Origin of the sequence: Rhodanobacter sp. Root561, assembly GCF_001427365.1 — a bacterium.
GTDB lineage: Bacteria > Pseudomonadota > Gammaproteobacteria > Xanthomonadales > Rhodanobacteraceae > Rhodanobacter.
Genome location: NZ_LMGH01000017.1, coordinates 1 through 18,523, shown reverse-complemented (window position 1 = coordinate 18,523; position 18,523 = coordinate 1). Strand labels below are relative to the sequence as shown.

At 65.7% G+C, this 18,523-nt stretch carries 15 protein-coding genes; 7 read left to right on the top strand and 8 right to left on the bottom strand.

Annotation, left to right across the window (positions count from 1 at the left end; genetic code table 11):
- The first annotated feature begins 123 nt into the window (after positions 1-123).
- Complete coding sequence (locus tag ASD55_RS17740) at positions 124-1,128, top strand: DUF4105 domain-containing protein (protein WP_235577874.1); 1,005 nt, start codon at positions 124-126, stop codon at positions 1,126-1,128.
- 18 nt (positions 1,129-1,146) lie between these two features.
- Here the strand turns inward: ASD55_RS17740 and ASD55_RS17735 are convergent, their stop codons facing one another.
- Positions 1,147-2,586, bottom strand: a complete 1,440-nt coding sequence (locus tag ASD55_RS17735; protein ID WP_056768412.1) for an RNB domain-containing ribonuclease — start codon at positions 2,584-2,586, stop codon at positions 1,147-1,149.
- A 154-nt stretch (positions 2,587-2,740) separates the two neighbouring features.
- Between ASD55_RS17735 and ASD55_RS17730 the strand changes: the two genes are divergently transcribed.
- Positions 2,741-3,217 (top strand): GNAT family N-acetyltransferase, encoded by a 477-nt coding sequence (locus ASD55_RS17730; protein WP_056768408.1) that lies wholly within the window; start codon positions 2,741-2,743, stop codon positions 3,215-3,217.
- A gap of 65 nt (positions 3,218-3,282) precedes the next feature.
- Here ASD55_RS17730 and ASD55_RS17725 read toward each other — a convergent pair whose 3' ends face one another.
- The gene (locus ASD55_RS17725; protein ID WP_056715761.1) at positions 3,283-4,065 is read right to left on the bottom strand and encodes a SapC family protein; all 783 of its coding nucleotides are present in this window, start codon (positions 4,063-4,065) and stop codon (positions 3,283-3,285) included.
- A 243-nt stretch (positions 4,066-4,308) separates the two neighbouring features.
- Between ASD55_RS17725 and ASD55_RS17720 the strand changes: the two genes are divergently transcribed.
- A complete protein-coding gene (locus tag ASD55_RS17720; RefSeq protein ID WP_056715710.1) occupies positions 4,309-4,914 on the top strand; it encodes an HNH endonuclease in 606 nt (201 codons plus the stop codon).
- On the opposite strand, the gene ASD55_RS17715 is transcribed toward ASD55_RS17720, so the two are convergent.
- On the bottom strand, positions 4,911-5,435 hold the full coding sequence (locus tag ASD55_RS17715; protein WP_056715707.1) for a low affinity iron permease family protein: 525 nt from the start codon (positions 5,433-5,435) through the stop codon (positions 4,911-4,913). The two genes, ASD55_RS17720 and ASD55_RS17715, sit on opposite strands and share 4 nt — an antisense overlap.
- 140 nt (positions 5,436-5,575) lie before the next feature.
- Here ASD55_RS17715 and dxs point away from each other — a divergent pair, with 140 nt between their 5' ends.
- From dxs to ASD55_RS18610, 3 genes are all read left to right on the top strand, one after another.
- The gene (gene dxs / locus ASD55_RS17710) at positions 5,576-7,468 is read left to right on the top strand and encodes a 1-deoxy-D-xylulose-5-phosphate synthase (protein WP_056768405.1); all 1,893 of its coding nucleotides are present in this window, start codon (positions 5,576-5,578) and stop codon (positions 7,466-7,468) included.
- Positions 7,469-7,604: 136 nt separating this feature from the next.
- Entirely contained in the window at positions 7,605-8,960 is a 1,356-nt protein-coding gene (locus ASD55_RS17705) for an RES family NAD+ phosphorylase (protein ID WP_056768400.1), read from the top strand.
- A 19-nt stretch (positions 8,961-8,979) separates the two neighbouring features.
- Positions 8,980-9,408: a hypothetical protein gene (locus ASD55_RS18610; protein ID WP_157599056.1), complete on the top strand. Its 429-nt coding sequence runs from the start codon at positions 8,980-8,982 to the stop codon at positions 9,406-9,408.
- 184 nt (positions 9,409-9,592) lie between these two features.
- Here ASD55_RS18610 and prmC read toward each other — a convergent pair whose 3' ends face one another.
- Together prmC and ASD55_RS17690 are read right to left on the bottom strand one after the other, a co-directional pair.
- Positions 9,593-10,414, bottom strand: coding sequence for a peptide chain release factor N(5)-glutamine methyltransferase (prmC, locus tag ASD55_RS17695; RefSeq protein WP_056768397.1), 822 nt, complete (start codon positions 10,412-10,414; stop codon positions 9,593-9,595).
- The gene (locus tag ASD55_RS17690; protein ID WP_056768384.1) at positions 10,407-14,546 is read right to left on the bottom strand and encodes a hypothetical protein; all 4,140 of its coding nucleotides are present in this window, start codon (positions 14,544-14,546) and stop codon (positions 10,407-10,409) included. The genes prmC and ASD55_RS17690 overlap by 8 nt, the downstream gene beginning before the upstream one ends.
- A 172-nt stretch (positions 14,547-14,718) precedes the next feature.
- On the opposite strand from ASD55_RS17690, the gene ASD55_RS17685 reads away from it, so the two are divergent.
- Positions 14,719-15,732, top strand: coding sequence for an NADP-dependent oxidoreductase (locus ASD55_RS17685; protein ID WP_056715693.1), 1,014 nt, complete (start codon positions 14,719-14,721; stop codon positions 15,730-15,732).
- A gap of 1,775 nt (positions 15,733-17,507) precedes the next feature.
- Here the strand turns inward: ASD55_RS17685 and ASD55_RS18920 are convergent.
- The 3 genes from ASD55_RS18920 to ASD55_RS17675 form a co-directional block, all read right to left on the bottom strand.
- The coding region (locus ASD55_RS18920; protein WP_235577873.1) for a DDE-type integrase/transposase/recombinase at positions 17,508-17,798 on the bottom strand (291 nt) is incomplete at its 3' end.
- 101 nt (positions 17,799-17,899) lie between these two features.
- Positions 17,900-18,121 (bottom strand): IS3 family transposase, encoded by a 222-nt coding sequence (locus ASD55_RS18670; RefSeq protein ID WP_162248802.1) that lies wholly within the window; start codon positions 18,119-18,121, stop codon positions 17,900-17,902.
- A gap of 92 nt (positions 18,122-18,213) precedes the next feature.
- Positions 18,214-18,523, bottom strand: a 310-nt coding sequence (locus tag ASD55_RS17675) for a transposase (RefSeq protein WP_056768382.1), incomplete at its 5' end; no start/stop codon positions are given.

Sequence of the window (18,523 nt, the reverse complement as noted above, 5' to 3'; positions counted from 1 at the left end):
CGGTCGGCGGGCAAAAGTGCGTCGGTTCGCTCATCGGGGAAGTGTAGCCGCGACGCGTGCACGGATTGCCTTGCAGCGACCGAAGCCCCACGCTGGTGCAGTCGACCGCTGGCACGAGACGTGATGAAGCAGAGAATCAGGATGATCGCGCGGATGCTGCTGTTCGGCCTGCTCGCCCTGGCCACCCTGAGTTCGGGCGCGTGGGGCGCGCTGGCCCTGTGGTACCAGCTGCCGGGCGGCACGGTGGTGAAGATCCTCGGCAGCGTGACCTGGTCGCTGGTGGTGATCGTGCTGGCAGGCGTCGCGATCAGCCGCCGCAGCTGGCTTCCGCCGGGAATCTACCTGGTGCTGTACGCGTTGCTGCTGTTCTGGTGGAGCGGCATTGCACCATCCAATCTGCGCGACTGGGCCGACGATGTCTCGCGCCCGCTCACGGGCCGCATCGAGGGCAACCAGGTCGTGCTGGACAACGTGCGCGACTTCGCCTGGCGCGCCGACACCGACTACGACGCGCATTGGGAAACCCGTCGCTACGACCTCGACCACCTCGTCACCGCCGACGCCGTGCTGTCGTACTGGGGCAGCCAGGCGATCGCCCACGCGATGATCTCGTTCGGCTTCGACGACGGTCGCCACGTGGTGTTCTCGGTGGAGATCCGCCGCGAACGAGGCGAGCAGTATTCGGCGATCGGCGGCTTCTTCAAACAGTTCGAGACCACCCTGGTGGCGGCCGACGAACACGACATCATCCGTGTGCGCACCAACGTGCGCGGCGAAGACGACTACCTGTACCCGCTGCGCATGGACAAGCCCGCGATGCGTGCGCTGTTCCTGTCCTACGTGCACGCCGCCAACCGGCTGGCGGCGACGCCGGCGTTCTACAACACGCTCACCTCCAACTGCACCACGATCGTCTACCACATGGCCCGCCAGATCGAGCCGGGCCTGCCGTGGGATTTCCGCCTGCTGTTCACCGGCTACCTGCCGGAATACCTGCACGAGGTGGGCGCGGTGGATCGCAGCGTGACGGTGGACGTCCTGCGCGAACGCAGCCGGATCACCGACCGGGCGAGAGGCACGCGGGCGACGGACGACTTCTCGCGGGCCATCCGCGAACGCGCGCCGTGATCGACCCGGGAGCCTTGCTCAGCTGCCCAGCGCGAAGCGTGTCACCCGCCTGACCGGATCGGCCTCGACCAGGCTCACCCGGACGTCAGCTCCCAGCGGCAGGGCGGCGCTGCCGGACACACTGGCCTCGATCGCCGGCTCGCGCACGATCACCGTGCCCTTGCGCGGATCGTCGCGGGCCACTTCGACGATCGCCCCGGGGAACACCTCGCCCACCCGCGGCGCCAGCACCACGGCTTCAGCCAGGTTGAGCACGGCGCTTTCGTACTGGCCGGCGCGATGGCCGGAGGTCTGCATCGTGGCCGGCAGATCCGGCAGCGCGGCCAGCGCCCATGCCGGCACCGGCTGCTTCGCGCACAGCGCCACGCAGATCTCGCCGCTGTAGCGGTCGACCAGCCGCCGCAGCGGCGCGGTGGCGTGGGCATACTGCGCGGCCAGCGCCGAGTGCATCGACTGTCCGGGCAAGGTGCCGTTGAACGCGGCGTAGCCGGCGCCCCGCAGCACGCTGGTGCAGGCGGTGAGCATCGCCACGTGCACGTCGCTGGAGGGGTCCAGCGAGCGGATGAAACCGGGATAGTCCAGCGCGTCGGGCCAGTCGATGGCCAGCGCCCGCGCCGTGATGCGCAGTCGCGCGATCGCGTGCGGATCGGGCGGCGGCAACGTGCGCAGGATGCCCACCTTGGCCCGCACCATCAGATAGGCCGCCGCCATGCCGGTCAGCAGCGAGATCTGCTCGTTCCAGTCCTCCACCGCCAGGCGACCGCGGAAGGCCAGCTTCCACTGCCCGTCTTCCACGCTGACTTCCTGTTCCGGCAGCGGCAGGCTCACGCCGCCCCGCGACACCTCGCGCTGCCGGCGCAGTTCGCCGATCTCGCGCAGCACTGCCCACATGGGATCGGCCGCACCGGCGTCGATCTGCCGCTGCACACCGTCGTAGTCGAGCCTGGCCCGACTGCGCACCTTCGCGCGACGCACATCGACGGCGATGCCTTCGCCGGTGTGATCCAGCTCGATCGTCCACAACAGCGCGGGACGCAGCTGGTCAGGCAGCAGCGAGGCCGCATCCTCGGACAGCACCTTGGGGTGTAGCGGAATCTTGCTCTCCGCCCCGTACAGGGTCTCGCCGCGCCGATGCGCTTCCAGGTCGATCGGATCGCCCGCGCTGACGAAGGCCGCGACATCGGCAATCGCATAGTGCACGCGGTAGCCGCCGTCGGTGCGCTCGACATGCATCGCCTGGTCCAGGTCCATCGCACCGGCGGGGTCGATGGTGACCAGGGCGATCTCGCTGCGATCGAGCTCGGGCCAGCGGGGGTTCGCCGCCGCCGCGCTGGCCGCCGCTTCGACCTCCGGTGGAAACGCCGACGGCAGTTTCAGGTCGTCCCGGATGTCGCGCATGCCCTGGGCAAGAGCCGGATCGGCGGATGACCGGATGTGGATGCGGCGGGTGGTCGACATGGATGACGCTCCTGCGTGGCGGTTTCGACATCGACGGATGAAGTCCGTGACGACGGGCATTGCCCGCAAGATATACCCATGCCCGGCGGGACTACCACGGCGACGATCCAGGGTGTAGAAACGGCAAGTCCCGTCCTGCCCGCGATCGACTCCCATGAGCGACTCCACCCTGATGATCCGTCTGGCCGAAGAAGAGGACGATGACTTCATCCTCGAACAGGTGCCGCGATTCACGGATTTCACGCTGCCGCCGTGGCGACGCCGCCACGAATGCATCGAGGGCATCCGCAATGACCTGCTGCGCCATCTGGAAGACCAGCCACCGAACAGCTACCTGTTCGTGGCCGAGGACACCGATGGCGAACGCGCCGGCTTCATCCACCTGCAGCGCACCACCGACTTCTTCACCGGACGCAGCAACTGCCATGTCTCGGACATCGCGGTGGCGCCGTCGCACGAGGGGCGCGGCGTGGGCAAGCTGTTGCTCGCGCATGCCGAGGCCTGGGCCAGCGAACACCAGTGCCAGCTGGTGACGCTGGCGGTGTTTCCGGGCAACGAACGCGCCCGCGCCCTGTACGAAGCGGCCGGCTACGCCACTGATCTGCTGCGGCTGGCCAAGCCGGTGCGCTGAGCACGCATGCGAAGAAGCCGCCCGCGGGCGGCTTCTTCATGATCCGGCGCTGATTGCAGCGATGATCAGTTGGTGGTCTTGCCCGCGGCTTCCTCGGCCTGCTCGCGCACGTCGAGGCGATGAGCGAGGCGGTCGATGTTGGACAGCGACAGCAGGTGGGCATAGACCCAGCCGAGCACGCCTTCGCGCAGGAATTCGTGGGTGGTCTTCTCGTCCAGCGCGCGCAGTTTTTCCTCGTTGACCACGAACAGGCCATTGAGGTTGATCGACTTGCCCTGGGCGCCGTCCTTGCCCTGCTTCTGCAGCTGCACGTTGCGCGGCTCCAGCAGCTCATGCTTGTTGAGCTGCTGCATGAACCAGCGCGTGCGCGCCACGTTCTGCTGGAAGTCGCCCAGGAAACCCACGGCATTGGTCAACAGTTCCGTATCGGTGCCGTCTTCCTTGAACAGACGCTCGCCTTCGGTGGTGTTGAAGCCTTCGTACTTCTCGTCGAGGAACACGGTGAAGTCATCGCCTTCCTGACCGGCCGGCTTCTCGGCCAGCACGAACGGATAGCGACGCACGAACGCGGGGACGTAGGTGTCCGGCGCCCAATGACCTTCGGCGTCGACATAGAGGTTTTCGTTCTGACGCAGGCCCAGCAGGGCGACCGGGCCGGCGTCGGCGACGCTGGAACCGGCAAACACGATCAGCATGTCGCGCGCGGCAAGGCCGAACTCCACGCCGGTCAGCGGCACCGAATGGGCATTCATGGCGAACTTGACGTTCGGCACGACCTTCATGCGCAGATCTTTGTGTTCATTGCGGTTCAGCGGAACCGGATTCTCGTAGAACAGAACTTCAGCCACGTTGTTCACCTCTGCCCATCGCCGTGCCGGGTCACCACCAAGCGCCCCTACCAAACCCGGCGTAGGGTCTGTGTTGACTGACGATCATAACAGTGCTGCGGGCGTCCGGGCGACTGTCCCCGGGAAGGCCCTGACGGAGGCCAAGCATGCGGATTGCAACGAAATTGTTCTATGCTGGCCGCAGACTGGCTGCACGCATTGCCTGAACGATCTTTCGACGCCCCTGGCTGAAGGACGATTTACATGCTGATGGAAGTGCCAAGTCGCGCCGATATCAACGCGACGCGCGTATTGTCGCTGGACGCCGCCGGCCGCATCCTCGACTGGATCAGCTGGCAGGAGGCGGTTTGCCTGTATGTCCGCGATGCGGTGGCCTGGACGCTTGGCGACCCCTGCCTCACCGTCCACGGGGGCCACAATCGGCTGCTGGGGGCGCAAAGCCTGCTGCAACTCCATCCGATCATCGCCAGCACCGGCCGCTGCCGCGAGCACGCGATTGATCCGGCCCCGGCGCTGACCAACACCGCACTGTTCGCCCGCGACCGGCACATCTGCCTGTATTGCGGCGAACATTTCAGCCGCGCCGACCTCACCCGCGACCACGTCATGCCCATCTCCAGGCAGGGCAAGGACGAGTGGGAGAACGTGGTCAGCGCCTGCCTGGCCTGCAACCTGAAGAAGAGCAACCGCACCCCGCAGCAGGCCAACATGCCGTTGCTGGCGGTACCGTACCGGCCGAGCTGGGTCGAACACCTGATCCTGTCCAATCGCAACATCCTGGCCGACCAGATGGAGTTCCTGGTCAGCCGGCTGCCCCGTGACCGGCGTGCCATCGCGGAATACGCCTAGCCTTTCGCCGCGGCTTCACCCTTGGCCTCGCCCTCGCAGGCGCGCGTGGCGCGATTTTCCTTCAGCTCCCGATCGATCTCCCTGACCTCTTCGCAGGCCTCCCCGGCCTCCTCCCGCTTTTCAGCCTGCCGGTCGGCGCCTTCGCGACGGGCCTGCTGCTCGCGCTGGCTGGCCAGCTTGCGATAGTTCTCGCGAATGCGCTCCAGCGTTTCCTCGTCGACATCCTCGAGGTCGAGCAGGCTGTTGTGGGCCGCCGTGGCGCGGATCAGTTCATCCAGCTTGATCTGCAGCGCCGCGCTGTCGCGGTTCTGGCTGTTCTGGATCAGGAACACCATCAGGAAGGTGATGATCGTGGTGCCGGTGTTGATCACCAGCTGCCAGGTGTCGCCAAAATCGAACAAGGGCCCGCTGGCGGCCCAGATCACCACGATGAGCGCGGCGCACAGGAAGGTTGCCGGCCGACCGGAATGGCGGGCGGTGGCTTCCGCAAAACGACGAAAGGACTGCGAGAGACTGGCCATGGAGCGACTTTCCGAAGGGAACCTGACCCAGCATGCAACGCCCGCCGTATGCCGGATGTGCAGGTTTCGGGCCGCTGCCGGGCCGCATTCTTCACGGCTTCGCCCTTGCCCCGCCCCGCCGCTGGGCCAACAATACGCAGATGACCGACCTTTCCCGCTATCCCCATCTGGCCGCGATCGAGGCACCAGCCGATCTGCGCCGCGTACCCGATGACGAGCTGCCCGCCGTCGCCGATGAGCTGCGACAGTTCCTGATCGAGTCGGTCGCCAGTTCCGGCGGCCACTTCGGCGCGGGCCTGGGCGTGGTCGAGCTCACCGTGGCCCTGCACCACGAATTCGATACCCCGAACGATCGCCTGGTATGGGACGTGGGTCATCAGTGCTATCCGCACAAGATCCTAACCGGCCGCCGCGACCGCATCACCACGATCAAGAAGAAGGACGGCCTGGCCCCGTTCCCGCGCCGCGAGGAAAGCGAGTACGACACCTTCGGCGTCGGCCATTCGTCGACCTCGATTTCCGCCGCACTGGGCATGGCGATCGCCGCGCAGCGCAAGGGCGACCACCGCAAGGTGGTGGCGGTGATCGGCGACGGTGCGATGACCGCCGGCATGGCGTTCGAAGCGCTGAACCACGGCGGTGACGTGGAACCGGACATGCTGGTGGTGTTCAACGACAACGGCATGTCGATCAGCGAGAACGTCGGCGCGATGACCAAGATGATGGCCCGCGCGATGGCCAGCCGCCGCCTGAACCAGCTGCGCGAGCGGGCCAAGCGGGCGATCCCCAAGCAGTCATTCATGGGCCGCTTCTTCAAGCGCTGGGAAGAACATGCCAAGGGCATGTTCGTGCCCTCCACCTTGTTCGAGGAACTGGGCTTCCACTACACCGGCCCGATCGACGGCCACAACATGCCGCAGTTGCTGCAGGCGCTGCGCACGGTGAAGAACCTGCCCGGCCCGCAGCTGCTGCACGTGATCACCACCAAGGGCAAGGGCTACGCCCCGGCCGAAGAGGCGCAGATCGAGTACCACGCGGTCGGTCCGTTCGACCCGCAGGCCGGCCTGGTGAAGAAGAACACGCCAGCCAAGCCCACCTATACCGACATCTTCGGCAACTGGCTGTGCGACCAGGCCGCGGCCGACCCGCGCCTGCTGGCGATCACCCCGGCGATGCGCGAAGGTTCCGGCCTGGTGCGGTTCTCGAAGGAGTACCCGGACCGGTACTTCGACGTGGCCATCGCCGAGCAGCATGCGGTGACGCTTGGTGCCGGCATGGCCTGCGAAGGCGCCAAACCCGTCGTGGCGATCTATTCCACCTTCCTGCAGCGCGCCTACGACCAGGCCATCCACGACGTGGCGCTGCAGAACCTCGACGTCACCTTCGCGATCGACCGCGCCGGCGTGGTCGGCCCGGACGGCGCGACGCATTCGGGCAGCTTCGATCTCTCTTTCCTGCGTTGCCTGCCCAACTTCGTGATCATGGCGCCCGCCGACGAAAACGAATGCCGCGCGATGCTTTCCACCGGCTTCCAGTACACCGGCCCCGCCGCGATCCGCTACCCGCGCGGCACCGGCCCCGGCGTCGCCATCAGCGAGCAGCTCGACACCTTGCCGATCGGCAAGGCCGACCTGCGTCGCCGCGGCCACGGCCTGGCCCTGCTCAGTTTCGGCGCGATGCTTCCCGCCGCCAGCACGATCGCCGCCGAGCTCGACGCGACCCTGGTCAACATGCGTTTCGTGAAGCCGCTGGACGAGGCGATGATCGTGGAGCTGGCGAAGACCCACGACGCCTTCGTCACCCTGGAAGACAACGCGGTCGCCGGCGGCGCCGGCTCGGCCGTGGCCGAATGCCTGGCCGCCCACGGCATCACCCAGCCGATCCTGCATCTTGGCCTTCCAGACGTCTATCTGGAACACGGCAGCCGCGAGGAAGTGCTGACGATGGCCGGGCTGGACCTGCCCGGCATCCGCCACGCGATCCATGCGCGCTTCCCGACGCTGTGCGCGGGCAGCATGGCCAGCACCGGCTGACACCGCCTCACGCCGGTCGCCCAATGTGACGTGGCGCACATCGCTGGCCATCGCCGGCGATGCCTTACAGCCCGCGAGCCCCGCCACGATTACGCTGCGTTGAGCTTTGAGGAAAACCTCCAGGGAAGGAGTTGCGATGACGTTGGCCACGTCGATACAGGACTCATGGAACCAGCTCGAGCGCTGGGCAGGCCGCCAGATATCCGGCGCCCGCAATGAAGCCAGACTGATCTCCGCGCGGGCCGATGCCCTGCAGCTTGCCATCACGCTTTCCGAAGGCCTGGCGGTCTATCGCATCCTTCGCGACTTCCAGCACCTCGACCTCGACGCCGTCGTCAACGACATCGTCGCCGTGTTGCGCCAATGCCTGATCGTGATGCTGACCAGCACCGGCGGCGGCGCACTCATCGGCGGCGTCGCCGGCGGCGTGTTCGGCGTGGGCGTCGGCGCCGCCCCGGGAGTCGTCATCGGCGCGGCGGCCGGCGCGCAGATGGGCGAATGGATTCTCATCTTCATGGGGCTCAAGGCACTCAGCGAATACATCGTGCGGGACATGCCCGACGTCGCCCGCGCCTACTGGGACGGCATCCGCCTGGCCTGGTCCGCCGCCTCCCCGTCACCGCTGCCGCAGCAACCCATCCGCGTCGACCGCTTCGCGATCCAGCACGCCGCCGAAAAAATCGCCCGCGCCCACGTCGCCATGTTCGTCCTCCTGCTGATGGGCATCCTCGCCTACCTGGCCAAGGGCCGCGGCGACATGGGCCAACTGGCCGAAGGCGTCCGCAGCAGCCGGATGGGACCGAAGTTCGCCGACTGGATGGTGAGGAATGAGGGGCGGCTGAAGGCGGAGCCGCGGCTAAGAGAACAAACTGCGACGCAGTCAACGCCGTCAGCAGACAAGTGGTCTGATCGCGCAAGAGAAGCTCCCAAAGCAAAACAAGGACCCGCGCAGAGGGCGAGCAAGCCGACCATCAGCGCCAATCCCGAGCCAAGCAATCGCCTGACCGCTGGAAAGGGAAAGCCAATCAAGATGGACGGACATAAAATTTATGACAGCAACTTTCAGCCTTTAAGCACAAATCCCAAAGCTCAATACCGCTTCTCTGATCCCACATTTCGCCAGACCGGAGGGGATGTCTACTTCGGAGACAACGTTGCCACGTCGTATGCAGAAGTTCGCAAAAATATAGCGGGGAAGTCCCTCTATGTCGGTGAACTGAACGTCGACAACGTTCTCGATCTAACCGACCATGAAATGATCAAAATGATGGGCATAGACGGGGCCAGACTCACCGCCCCTGTCAATTCACAAATCGAACAGAAGCTGGTCTACGGATATACGAACAAGATCGCAAACAAGGCTTATACCGCTGGTTATAATGGCATCTTGTACCCAAGCTCAAGAAATGCGACGGGAAAAGCATTGGTTCTTTTTGGTGGAAGATACGATCAAACGGCAATAAGCACCATCATCGACGCAACCATCCCCTGAGTTAATACATGTGAATCTGATGACAAGCATCTCCAAGATCACGGCGGCAGATATATGCGTTGAGCCCGCTCTCATCAAAGGCTGTGAAATACATGGACTCGTCTATTTCACATGGGCAGAAGCGCCCGTCGTTGGTGCTCAGTGTGGACATTGCCACACGATCCTGTGGACAGATCCCCGCGCAGATCGCGTTTTGGGCGAACCGAAGCCCGACAACGTTCCAGATCATGGCGCGGGGTATCGATTGTATTACGAGGACAATCTGAGAAGATTTCTGGGAAGCCTGCCGCCATGTCCGAACTGCGGGAAGCAGGCTTACGATCGCTTTGTAAATAATGTTCAGTGGTGCAGGTTTTCTGACGGCGCCGAAATCCCGGAAGACATTATTCCGGAAAGAATTATTTTGCAGCCGGCCGACTCATGCCTGGTGTGGATCTATCGTCAATAGGACCCACTGGTGACTCACACCTGTCGAATCCATGGAGTTGGGAAGCGCACCGTAGGCACCGCACCCTCCTTCGCAAATTTGTCCTTGGCAATCCGTTGTTGACGCCATGGCGGCAAGGCGGCGGAATTGCTTCGCCTCTATCGTGAACGGAACGTCAGCACTGGCGACGTCGCCCCCCCCTGATTCACGCCGTTCCCCCACTGACCCGATCACGCAGCTCCAGATCCTGCGCCGTGAACACGTCGGCATAGCCGGCCAGCTCCAGCAACCTGCGCACCGCTTCACCCTGGTTCCAGCCATGCTCGAACAGCAGCCATCCGCCGGGGCGCAGGTGGTGACGGGCGTCGACGAGGATGCGGCGGATGTCGTCCAGGCCGTCGTCGCCCGAGGCCAGTGCGCTGGCCGGTTCGTGGCGCAGGTCGCCTTGCGCCAGGTGCGGGTCGGCGGCTTCGATGTACGGTGGGTTGGAGACGATCAGCTCGAACTGCTGGCCGGGCAGTGGTGCCAGCCAGTCGCCATGCAAGAAGGTGACGTTGTCGAGGTGGTGGCGTTGCGCGTTGCGCCTTGCCACCGCCAGGGCGGCGGCGCTGGCGTCGGTGGCGATCACTCGTGCCTGCGGCCGTTCGCTGGCGATCGCCAGCGCGATCGCGCCGCTGCCAGTGCCCAGGTCGACCACGTCGACGGGCGCCCTGTCGGGCAGTCGCTGCAACGCAAGCTCGACCAGCAGTTCCGTCTCCGGACGCGGGATCAGGGTCGCCGGGGTCACCTCCAGGTCCAGCGTCCAGAAGCCGCGGCGACCGGTGAGGTAGGCCACCGGCTCACCGGCTTCGCGTCGCGCGACGAGTTGACGGAAAGCCGTCTGGACGTCCGTCGCCAGCTCGTCATCGGCGTGGGTGAACAGCCAGCCGCGCTCCTGCTGCAGCACGTGCAGCAGCAGCAGTTCGGCGTCGGCGCGCTCGCCGAGCCGTGCGGTGGCATCCATCAGCGCATGGCGTACATCAGGCATGCGGCGGCTCCGGATGCTTCGGCGGCAGCTGCGGAGGCGTCACGCCCGGCTTCGGCGGCGGCTTGCGCCAGTAGCCGCCGTGCGTCCATGACTTGAACGCCCACTGCAACCAGCCGATCAGCGCATTGGCCAGCCACAGCGCCCAGATGAGCATCGCCAGCTTGTAGAACCACAACGACACGCTGAACACGCCACCGCCCGGCAGCACGCCGGCGCTCTGGTCGGCGAACCAGCGCAGGCTTGCGGCAGTCGAGCCGTTGCCGGCCACATGCATGTCGGGCAGGCCGAGCAGTCCCCTGGGCACCGCGGCGACCAACACCAGCAGGGCCAGCACGGTAAGCGCAGCCAGCCCGACCTGCAGCAGGTTGAAACGCGTGGTGTCCGCGTTCTCCGCCGGCGCGTGGCGTGCGCGCAAGCCCAGCAGGATCAGCCACAAGACCACCAGCGCGTAGGCGCTCCAGGCGAACGCGGAAAAGCCCAGCCCCAGCAGCAGCCAATGGCGGAAGCGCAACGGCGTCGGCGCGAAACGGGCCAGCAACCAGGCGGCCAGCAGCAGCACGACCAGCTGCGACCAGTACAGCACGGCCGGTCCGGTGGTCGGCCCCCATGTCCACACCACCCAGCGATCCTGCGGCAGCTGCAGGTCGAGATCGATATTGGCCACTGGTGCGTGCAGCGCGAACGTTGGCGTGCGCGTGCGCACGCCGACGCCATGCGGTTCGCGCAGGCGCAACGTGTAGACGTGTTCGCCAGGCAGCAGCGGCAGGCTGAGCTTGCCGTCGCGCACCGCCAGGTTGATGGCTTCCTCATCGCGGGTCGCTTCCAGCAGCTCGGCGCCGGCAGGCAGGTCGATCACGTGCTCGCCGCCACGGGTGCTGCGCGCGCGCAGTTCCAGCGTGGTTTCGCTGACGCGTTCGCCGGCCCGGCTGGTCACCTGCACGCCGTCGAATGCCAGGCTTTCGCCGGCGATCGCCGCCGGCTTGGCAAAGGTCAACTGCAACTTCTCGCCGGGCAGCGGCTGGAACTGCAGGCCCTCGTCACCGGCGCTGGTGGGTACGCCCTTCGCATCCACATGCCACATCGGCGCAGCAAGGATCTGCCACACCTCGGCACGCTCGCCCAGCGCGGGCGCTTCGAGCGTCAGCGCCGCGGCTTGGTCGAGCCGGCTGCTCCAGCGCACCTCCTGGCTGTTCGCGTTGAACGTGATGTTGATGCGGCCGTCCTTCACCAGCACGTCATCGCCCACCGGGTGCTCGCCCGGCAGCAACGGCAACGTGACGCTGAAGCCGCCCTGCTGCGGGGCAACCCGCTCGACCACGTTCTCGACCGTCCAGTCGATGCCCAATTGCAGGCTGCGGGCCACCCGCACGTACGGCGGAAAACTCTGCGCGGGCGGCAAGTCCTTGCCGTCGCTGGCGGAGCGCAGGCGTTGCAGGGCGACGCTGTCGCCCAGCGCCCGGCCCTGGTCGACACCGGCCAGCGACCAGCCCTGCCCGTCGAACGCGATGTGTTGCGGACGCAGCGCGAAACGCAGGTTGGCGCTGTCGGCCGACCCGATGCGGTAGCGCAGGCCGACCCGGTGCACGCCGCGATCCAGGCGCAGAAACAATTGATCACCGATGCGCACGAGCGGCGCATCGGCATGGCCGTCCACGCTGACCTCGAGCAGTTGCAGACCGTCGTCGGCCTGCGGCAACGGAACGGCCACCGCCGCGCCGACGTGCGTCTCCAGCGTCACCACCAGGGTGTCGCCGGCAGCCTGCAATTGCGCCTGGGCCACGGTGGCGCAGGCCGACACGCACTTCGGCGCCTCGATAAGCCTTCCGCGCAGCTGGTTCAGCAGTTGCTGGTCAGGCAGGCTCTGCGCATGCAGACCGACCGGCAGCAGCGCGATGCCCAGCAGCACGACGCCGGCCATGCCCACGCCGCGCCAGCGCTGGCGCAGCGGCATCAGCAGCGGCGGGACCAGCCTGGCCAGCAGGACGGCCAGCAGGCCGACCATCGCCACCCGCAACAGGCGCACCAGCCAAGCCGGCGCAATGATCAGCCGGGTGCTCTGGTTCGTCGTCACCGGGCCGGACCAGCCGAGTTGGTAGTTGTTGCCCTGGTTCCACTGCGGCGTGCCGGCACCAGCCTGGACGATGCTACGACTGTCGATGTCGTTGCGCACCGTGGTGGACCCGCCACTCAGATTCTGCATCGATGAACCCGCTACGGTGACGGCACTCAGCGTTGCGCTTGAGTCGTCGCGCGACACCACACCTGGGGCCAACAGCGCAGTCGAACTCATCTCGCTAACCACTGGCGCTGATGCTGGCGGCGGTGGCAGTGGTGCCACCTGCTGTTTCATCTTCTGCTGCGCTCTTGCATAGACCTCTTCCCGCGCCGCCCGTTCGGCGTAACCCGCCGGAGCCATCCGGGCCTGGCTGCCTCCTTCCAGTTGCGGATGCAATGCGTACTGCAACTGCGTCGCGGCGAACGGCAGCGTCCACAAAACCGCCAGCGCGAAGCCGGCCAGCGCGCCAAGTCGCGCCGTGGAACGCAATCGCCCCTCGGGCAGCGCACGCAACAACAAGGTCAGCGCCAGGGCGACAGCCAGCGTCCAGCGCGGCGCGCCGCCTTCATGCTGCGCCAGGGCCAGGAAAGCAGCGGCCAGCAGCGCCCACGGCCAGCCAAACAGGCGCCCGGCGAGCAGGGCGATCAGGGCAACCACGAACAGGTCAAGCAAGGTCCATTGCGCCACCCAGGAATCGGGTGAACGGTCCACGCCCGTCGCACCGAGCAGACGGTAGCCGTACGGCAGATGCAAGGTGGCATCGATATCTTCCAGCGGCAGCTGCCAGCCGGAACTGGGAATCACCCCGCCGTGCGCGGGCAGGCGCAGGCCGGCGGCCAGATCAAGCTCCTGCTCGCGCAGCTCGACGCCGCTGCGACCGTGCTCGCCGGTGCTGATCAGCAATGGTTCGCCGGCCTGGCTGGCACGCTGCAACTGCCAGGGCGCCGCCACGTCCAGCCGCTGGTGATGGCGCAGCTCGCCGGTCAGCCTGTCGGCCACGCCGAGGCCGCCACCGTCGAAGTCCAGCCACAATTCGCGCCGCAGATGCAGCTGGTCGCCCGTACCGCCTTCATCACCACGCGTACCCTGTTCGATCGCCAGGCCCGCGTCGTCGTCCAGCACGAACGCCGGCAGGTCGCGCCATTCCCCCGGCACGCCGGCCTGGGCCGCATCGGTGGCATGACCCTCGACCCGGGTACTGCGCAGGTCGGAATCGTCGGCATAGCTCCAGACTTCCTGCCGCGGCCACGGCGTCGGCGGCAACTTCACCGCCACCCTGCCCAGCGGAGCCACGCTGCGCGCGGCGAGCGTGATCGTCCACTGGCCTGGCCGCAGCTGCACGCGCAGTTGGCCGTCGTTCTCCAGCCGGGCCGGCAAGTCGCCGGACAAGGCGGTGGCGACAAAACCCGGCGGCAGCACCGGGCCCAGCGACTGCTCGCGCGCGCTGCCGGTGACATTGAGCTGCAATTGGGTTTGCAGCGTGGCCGGCAGTCCGTCTTCCAGGCGTCGATAGACGCGCAGCGACAGCGCATCGGCGGCACGCTGCGCAGCCGCGGCCTCGCCCAGGGTGAGCTGTTCGCCATTGCGCTCGATGCGGGCTACCGCCGCGCCATCGACGCTCAGCGCCACCAGCCCGATCGCCGCTGGCACGTGCAGCCGTGACGGGCGCGCCACCCATGGCAAGCTGCCGCGCAACTGGTAATCGCCCGGCATCAGCCACAACATCGGCTGGCCGTCACGTTGCAGCACGGTGGCCGGCTGGTTGTTCGCGCTGACCTGTTGCGGCCAGTTCCTCGCATCGCCGGGCAGCGCCACCCAGCTCGGCGCATCCACGTGCACGTCCAGACTGAACCGCCCGCCGTCCTTGCCCGCATCCAGGCTCAGGCGCCCCGGCCAGGCGCATTGACGGCCGCCGACACCCGGCATCTGGCTGGCCATGAAGGGACAATCATGCTGCGGCACGTCGTGCAGCACCCAGCCTTGCCAATCGCGCAACGCCGGCGGCACCTCCTGCGCCGGCAATGGCGCCGCCAGCAACAGCCACAGACCCAGCAGACCGAGTATTCGAGCAAGCATGCATTTCTCCCCGTATGCCGAGTGGCCGGCACAGTGTAAGTGGAACACGGGACGACACATCCCGCCCATGGATCCAACGCAACAGCCGGCACAATGGGGTTGTCGCCCGGGCCGGCGACGCGACGCCGTATAGTGGAATGCGCACTGTCCCGCTGCCGCCACGGTGAACCGCATGCCCCTGATCAATCGCCAACTGCGCCTGAAAACCCGTCCCGAAGGCCTGGTCTCGCGCGATGACTTCGACCTGGTCGAACAAGCCGTGCCCGACTTGCAGGACGGCGAGGTGCTGGTGCGCGTGCTGTACCTCTCGATGGACCCGACCAACCGCGTGTGGATGCGCGACATCCCGCAATACCTGCCGCCGGTCGCGATCGGCGAGGTGATGCGCGCGCTCGGCCTGGGCCGCGTGGTGCAATCGCGCTCCGCGCACTACGCCGAAGGGGACCTGGTGCAAGGCGTCACCGGCTGGCAGGACTATCTCCTGCTGCACGAAAGCGCCAAAGGCTACGTGCGCCTGCCCGCCGATCCCGGCATCCCGCTGCCGACCCTGCTCGGCGCGGCCGGCATGAGCGGCGTCACCGCCTACTACGGCCTCACCGACATCGCCCCCGTGCAGGCCGGCGAAACCCTGGTCGTCTCCGCCGCCGCCGGTTCGGTCGGCTCCATCGCCGGCCAGATCGGCAGGATCATGGGCGCCCGCGTGGTCGGCATCGCCGGCGGCGCCGACAAATGCCGCCACCTCGTCGACCACCTCGGCTTCGATGCCGCCGTCGACTACAAGTCCGCCGAGTTCAAGCAGCAACTCAAGGCCGCGACTCCCGACGGCATCCACGTGAACTTCGAAAACGTGGGCGGCGAGGTGATGCGCGCGGTGCTGTCACGGATGGTGATCGGTGGCCGCGTGGCCCTGTGCGGCATGATCTCCGGCTACAACAGCGCCGAGCGCCCCGGCGACGACTTCAGCCCCGTCATCATGAAACGCCTCAGCGTGCGCGGTTTCCTGGTGCTGGATTACACCAGGACCAGGGAAGCGGTGGGTGCGATCACCGGATGGATTCGCGAGGGGAAGTTGAAGACCGAAGAGACCGTGGCCGAAGGCCTGGAGAATGCACCCGTGGTGCTCAACCGCCTGTTCGACGGGATCCATCGGGGGAAGCTGGTGTTGCGGGTGGATGGGCAGGCATGAGGTGCGGCTGTTTCGTGATGCCCATTATCGAAGCGGATGCCAGCCGAGGGGCTTCGATATGACCAACCACAGCGACGCCACATAACCCATTCCAAGAGCCACGTGCCACAGGCGCATGACGCGGAAGGTGCGAATTGAACTGAACGGGTTGTTGGACGAGGTAAGCCGCAGCGGTAGAAAGCAACGGTGTGATGCGGCAGACGCTAGGCGGAACGGGTCAGGCCGCACTGAAAGGCTGAGCATCACTCGATTGGAGAATTCCATTCTTGTGCGATACGCCACTCGCTGGCAAGGACAGCCGCGTATACCTCGCCGCCTCTGGCTGCACCGCCAGTTGCCTGAAGGATAGCGTCTGTACGCGCAGCTTGTGCGGTCAAGCCGGGCTTGCGACGTACCTCGCCGAGAAACTGCCAGGTACCAGCATCCGTTCTGCGCAGAACGACGAAGCTCGGAAGTTGCGGATTCTTTGGTGCTTGTGACATCGGCCAATCTTATGAGGTTGTCTTCAACGAATGCTCCAGACATCGCTGATGCGGCCTGAGGCTGGAGTTAAACGGCGGCGTAGCCGCCCGCCTTGAACGAGTGGCTAAGCAGTGCCGCCGCCATGCAATAGCCCGAGTAGTGCCAAGCGCGAGCCGACAGCGGCAATACCAAGAAGGAACGGGACCACCATAGCCCAAAAAACACAATGCCAGTACTTGACCTGATGGCGAAGCCACGGGCGCGTTGCGCGAAAGAAGGACCAGAAGAACAACGGGAGTGCGACAACTACAAAGAACAAGTTTGGATGGCCGAATGAGTCGGACACACCGTCACCATAAAAGAAGACGAACGGGAATACCCATGCCGGCAAGAAACTTCGCCAGTAGCTCTTTGCGGCACCCCAGAGGTACGTTGGCTGAGTCGATTCCATCTGTGAAGCCTAACGCCTGAGATAAGCGGCGGCGAAGCCGTCCGCCTTGAACGAGATGTTAGGCCAATTTACGGCCTGAAGGGATGATGCAGCCAACACACGCTGCGGCTAAGCCTACGCCGCCTATGTACCAGATTACCGTTGTCGACCAGAAGAGAGCCGGATTTTGGTCAATGAAGAATGTTGGGTCCGGAGTTCCTCGGCATAAACAGGAAATTTGACCGATGTTGATAGCCTGCCGCGCGGTAGAAAGAGACCAGATAGCTAATGGACCGCACCAAACACACGCTAATAACCGAGCGCGCCATGAGGGTGCCTCTTTGCGGCTCCCCACGTACCAAGCCGCGACGGCTGCAATGGCAACGATTGTTACGGTAAAGAACAAGGTGGTGTCCTGTAGCCTAACGCTGGAGTTAAGCGGCGGCGTAGCCGGAGTGTTCCTACGCAAAAGTGGACACCGGTGGGTTAGCCGCCTTGGGCCTCGAACTCTACGGGAGAACGATAGCCCAGGGCGGAGTGTAAGCACTTGTTGTTGTAGAAATCGATGTAACTGCGCACCGCCTTTCGCAGCGAGCTTTCAGTGGTGAAGTGGCGACGGTGATACATGTCCGATTTCATGGACTTNCTTGTTGTTGTAGAAATCGATGTAACTGCGCACCGCCTTTCGCAGCGAGCTTTCAGTGGTGAAGTGGCGACGGTGATACATGTCCGATTTCATGGACTTGTGCCATGACTCCATGTGCGCGTTGTCGGTCATGCGATGCGGGCGGTTCACGCTCTGCACCAGGCCGGCGTTGGCCAGCGCTCGCCTGAACTCCCCGGCCAGGAACTCCACGCCGCGATCGCTGTGCAGCAAGGTGCNCGGGCGGTTCACGCTCTGCACCAGGCCGGCGTTGGCCAGCGCTCGCCTGAACTCCCCGGCCAGGAACTCCACGCCGCGATCGCTGTGCAGCAAGGTGCCGGCGGGCGGCTTGCGTTGACGCATGGCCGCGGCCAGCGCCCGCCGCGTCAGGCTCGCCGTCCGATCCGTTCCCAGCGACCACCCCAGCAAACGCCGCGAGTAGCGATCCATGACCGTGGCGAGGTAGCGCCACGTCCCCGATACCTTCAAGTACGTGACATCGGTCACCCAGACCTGGTCGGGTCGATTCACCATCAGCTCGTGAACCTGGTTGCCACACTGGCGAAGAAACGATCCACGCCCGGGCANGTACGTGACATCGGTCACCCAGACCTGGTCGGGTCGATTCACCATCAGCTCGTGAACCTGGTTGCCACACTGGCGAAGAAACGATCCACGCCCGGGCAGCGCCGATACAGATCGGCCGAGCAGCCACGGACGGCATGGTCACGCATCAAACGCTCGACCCGCCGCCGGCCCACCGCTTCGCCGTCCTGCCGCAGACCGGCATGGACACGCGGGCTGCCATACGTCTGCCGGCTTTCGTCGTGCACCCGACGGATGCGCTCAAGCAACCGCGCATCCTCCCGATCCCGCGYGCTGGYYGGCCGGTCGCGCCACGCGTAGTACCCGCTCGCACTGACACCGTAGAGCCGGCACAGRAGCCTCACCGGGTGCTGCTCTTGCTGGCGGATGAAGGYGAAGATGTCGGCCTTGGACTGGAAGTGAACGCGATCGCTWTTTTTAAAAGGTCATGCTCGACCTTCAGTCGCTCGTAGGCCTTCTTCACCTGGCGCAGCTCCTTGAGCTCCGCCGCCACTTCTTTGTCCACGGCCACACCCTTCGTCATGATCAAACCCTCGCGCGCCTGTTTGCGCCAACGAGACAGCATGAACGGATGGATGTAAAGCGACGCGGCAACGTCACCCACCGCGACGCCAGGTAGCTGGCTCAAACGGACGGCGGTTGCCTTGAAC

Excerpts from the sequence above, each read along its gene's own strand:
- ASD55_RS17740 (WP_235577874.1), top strand. The coding sequence starts at position 124 with ATGAAGCAGAGAATCAGGATGATCGCGCGGATGCTGCTGTTCGGCCTG.
- ASD55_RS17735 (WP_056768412.1), bottom strand. The coding sequence starts at position 2,586 with ATGTCGACCACCCGCCGCATCCACATCCGGTCATCCGCCGATCCGGCT.
- ASD55_RS17730 (WP_056768408.1), top strand. The coding sequence starts at position 2,741 with ATGAGCGACTCCACCCTGATGATCCGTCTGGCCGAAGAAGAGGACGAT.
- ASD55_RS17720 (WP_056715710.1), top strand. The coding sequence starts at position 4,309 with ATGCTGATGGAAGTGCCAAGTCGCGCCGATATCAACGCGACGCGCGTA.
- ASD55_RS17715 (WP_056715707.1), bottom strand. The coding sequence starts at position 5,435 with ATGGCCAGTCTCTCGCAGTCCTTTCGTCGTTTTGCGGAAGCCACCGCC.
- dxs (WP_056768405.1), top strand. The coding sequence starts at position 5,576 with ATGACCGACCTTTCCCGCTATCCCCATCTGGCCGCGATCGAGGCACCA.
- ASD55_RS17705 (WP_056768400.1), top strand. The coding sequence starts at position 7,605 with ATGACGTTGGCCACGTCGATACAGGACTCATGGAACCAGCTCGAGCGC.
- ASD55_RS18610 (WP_157599056.1), top strand. The coding sequence starts at position 8,980 with ATGACAAGCATCTCCAAGATCACGGCGGCAGATATATGCGTTGAGCCC.
- prmC (WP_056768397.1), bottom strand. The coding sequence starts at position 10,414 with ATGCCTGATGTACGCCATGCGCTGATGGATGCCACCGCACGGCTCGGC.
- ASD55_RS17690 (WP_056768384.1), bottom strand. The coding sequence starts at position 14,546 with ATGCTTGCTCGAATACTCGGTCTGCTGGGTCTGTGGCTGTTGCTGGCG.
- ASD55_RS17685 (WP_056715693.1), top strand. The coding sequence starts at position 14,719 with ATGCCCCTGATCAATCGCCAACTGCGCCTGAAAACCCGTCCCGAAGGC.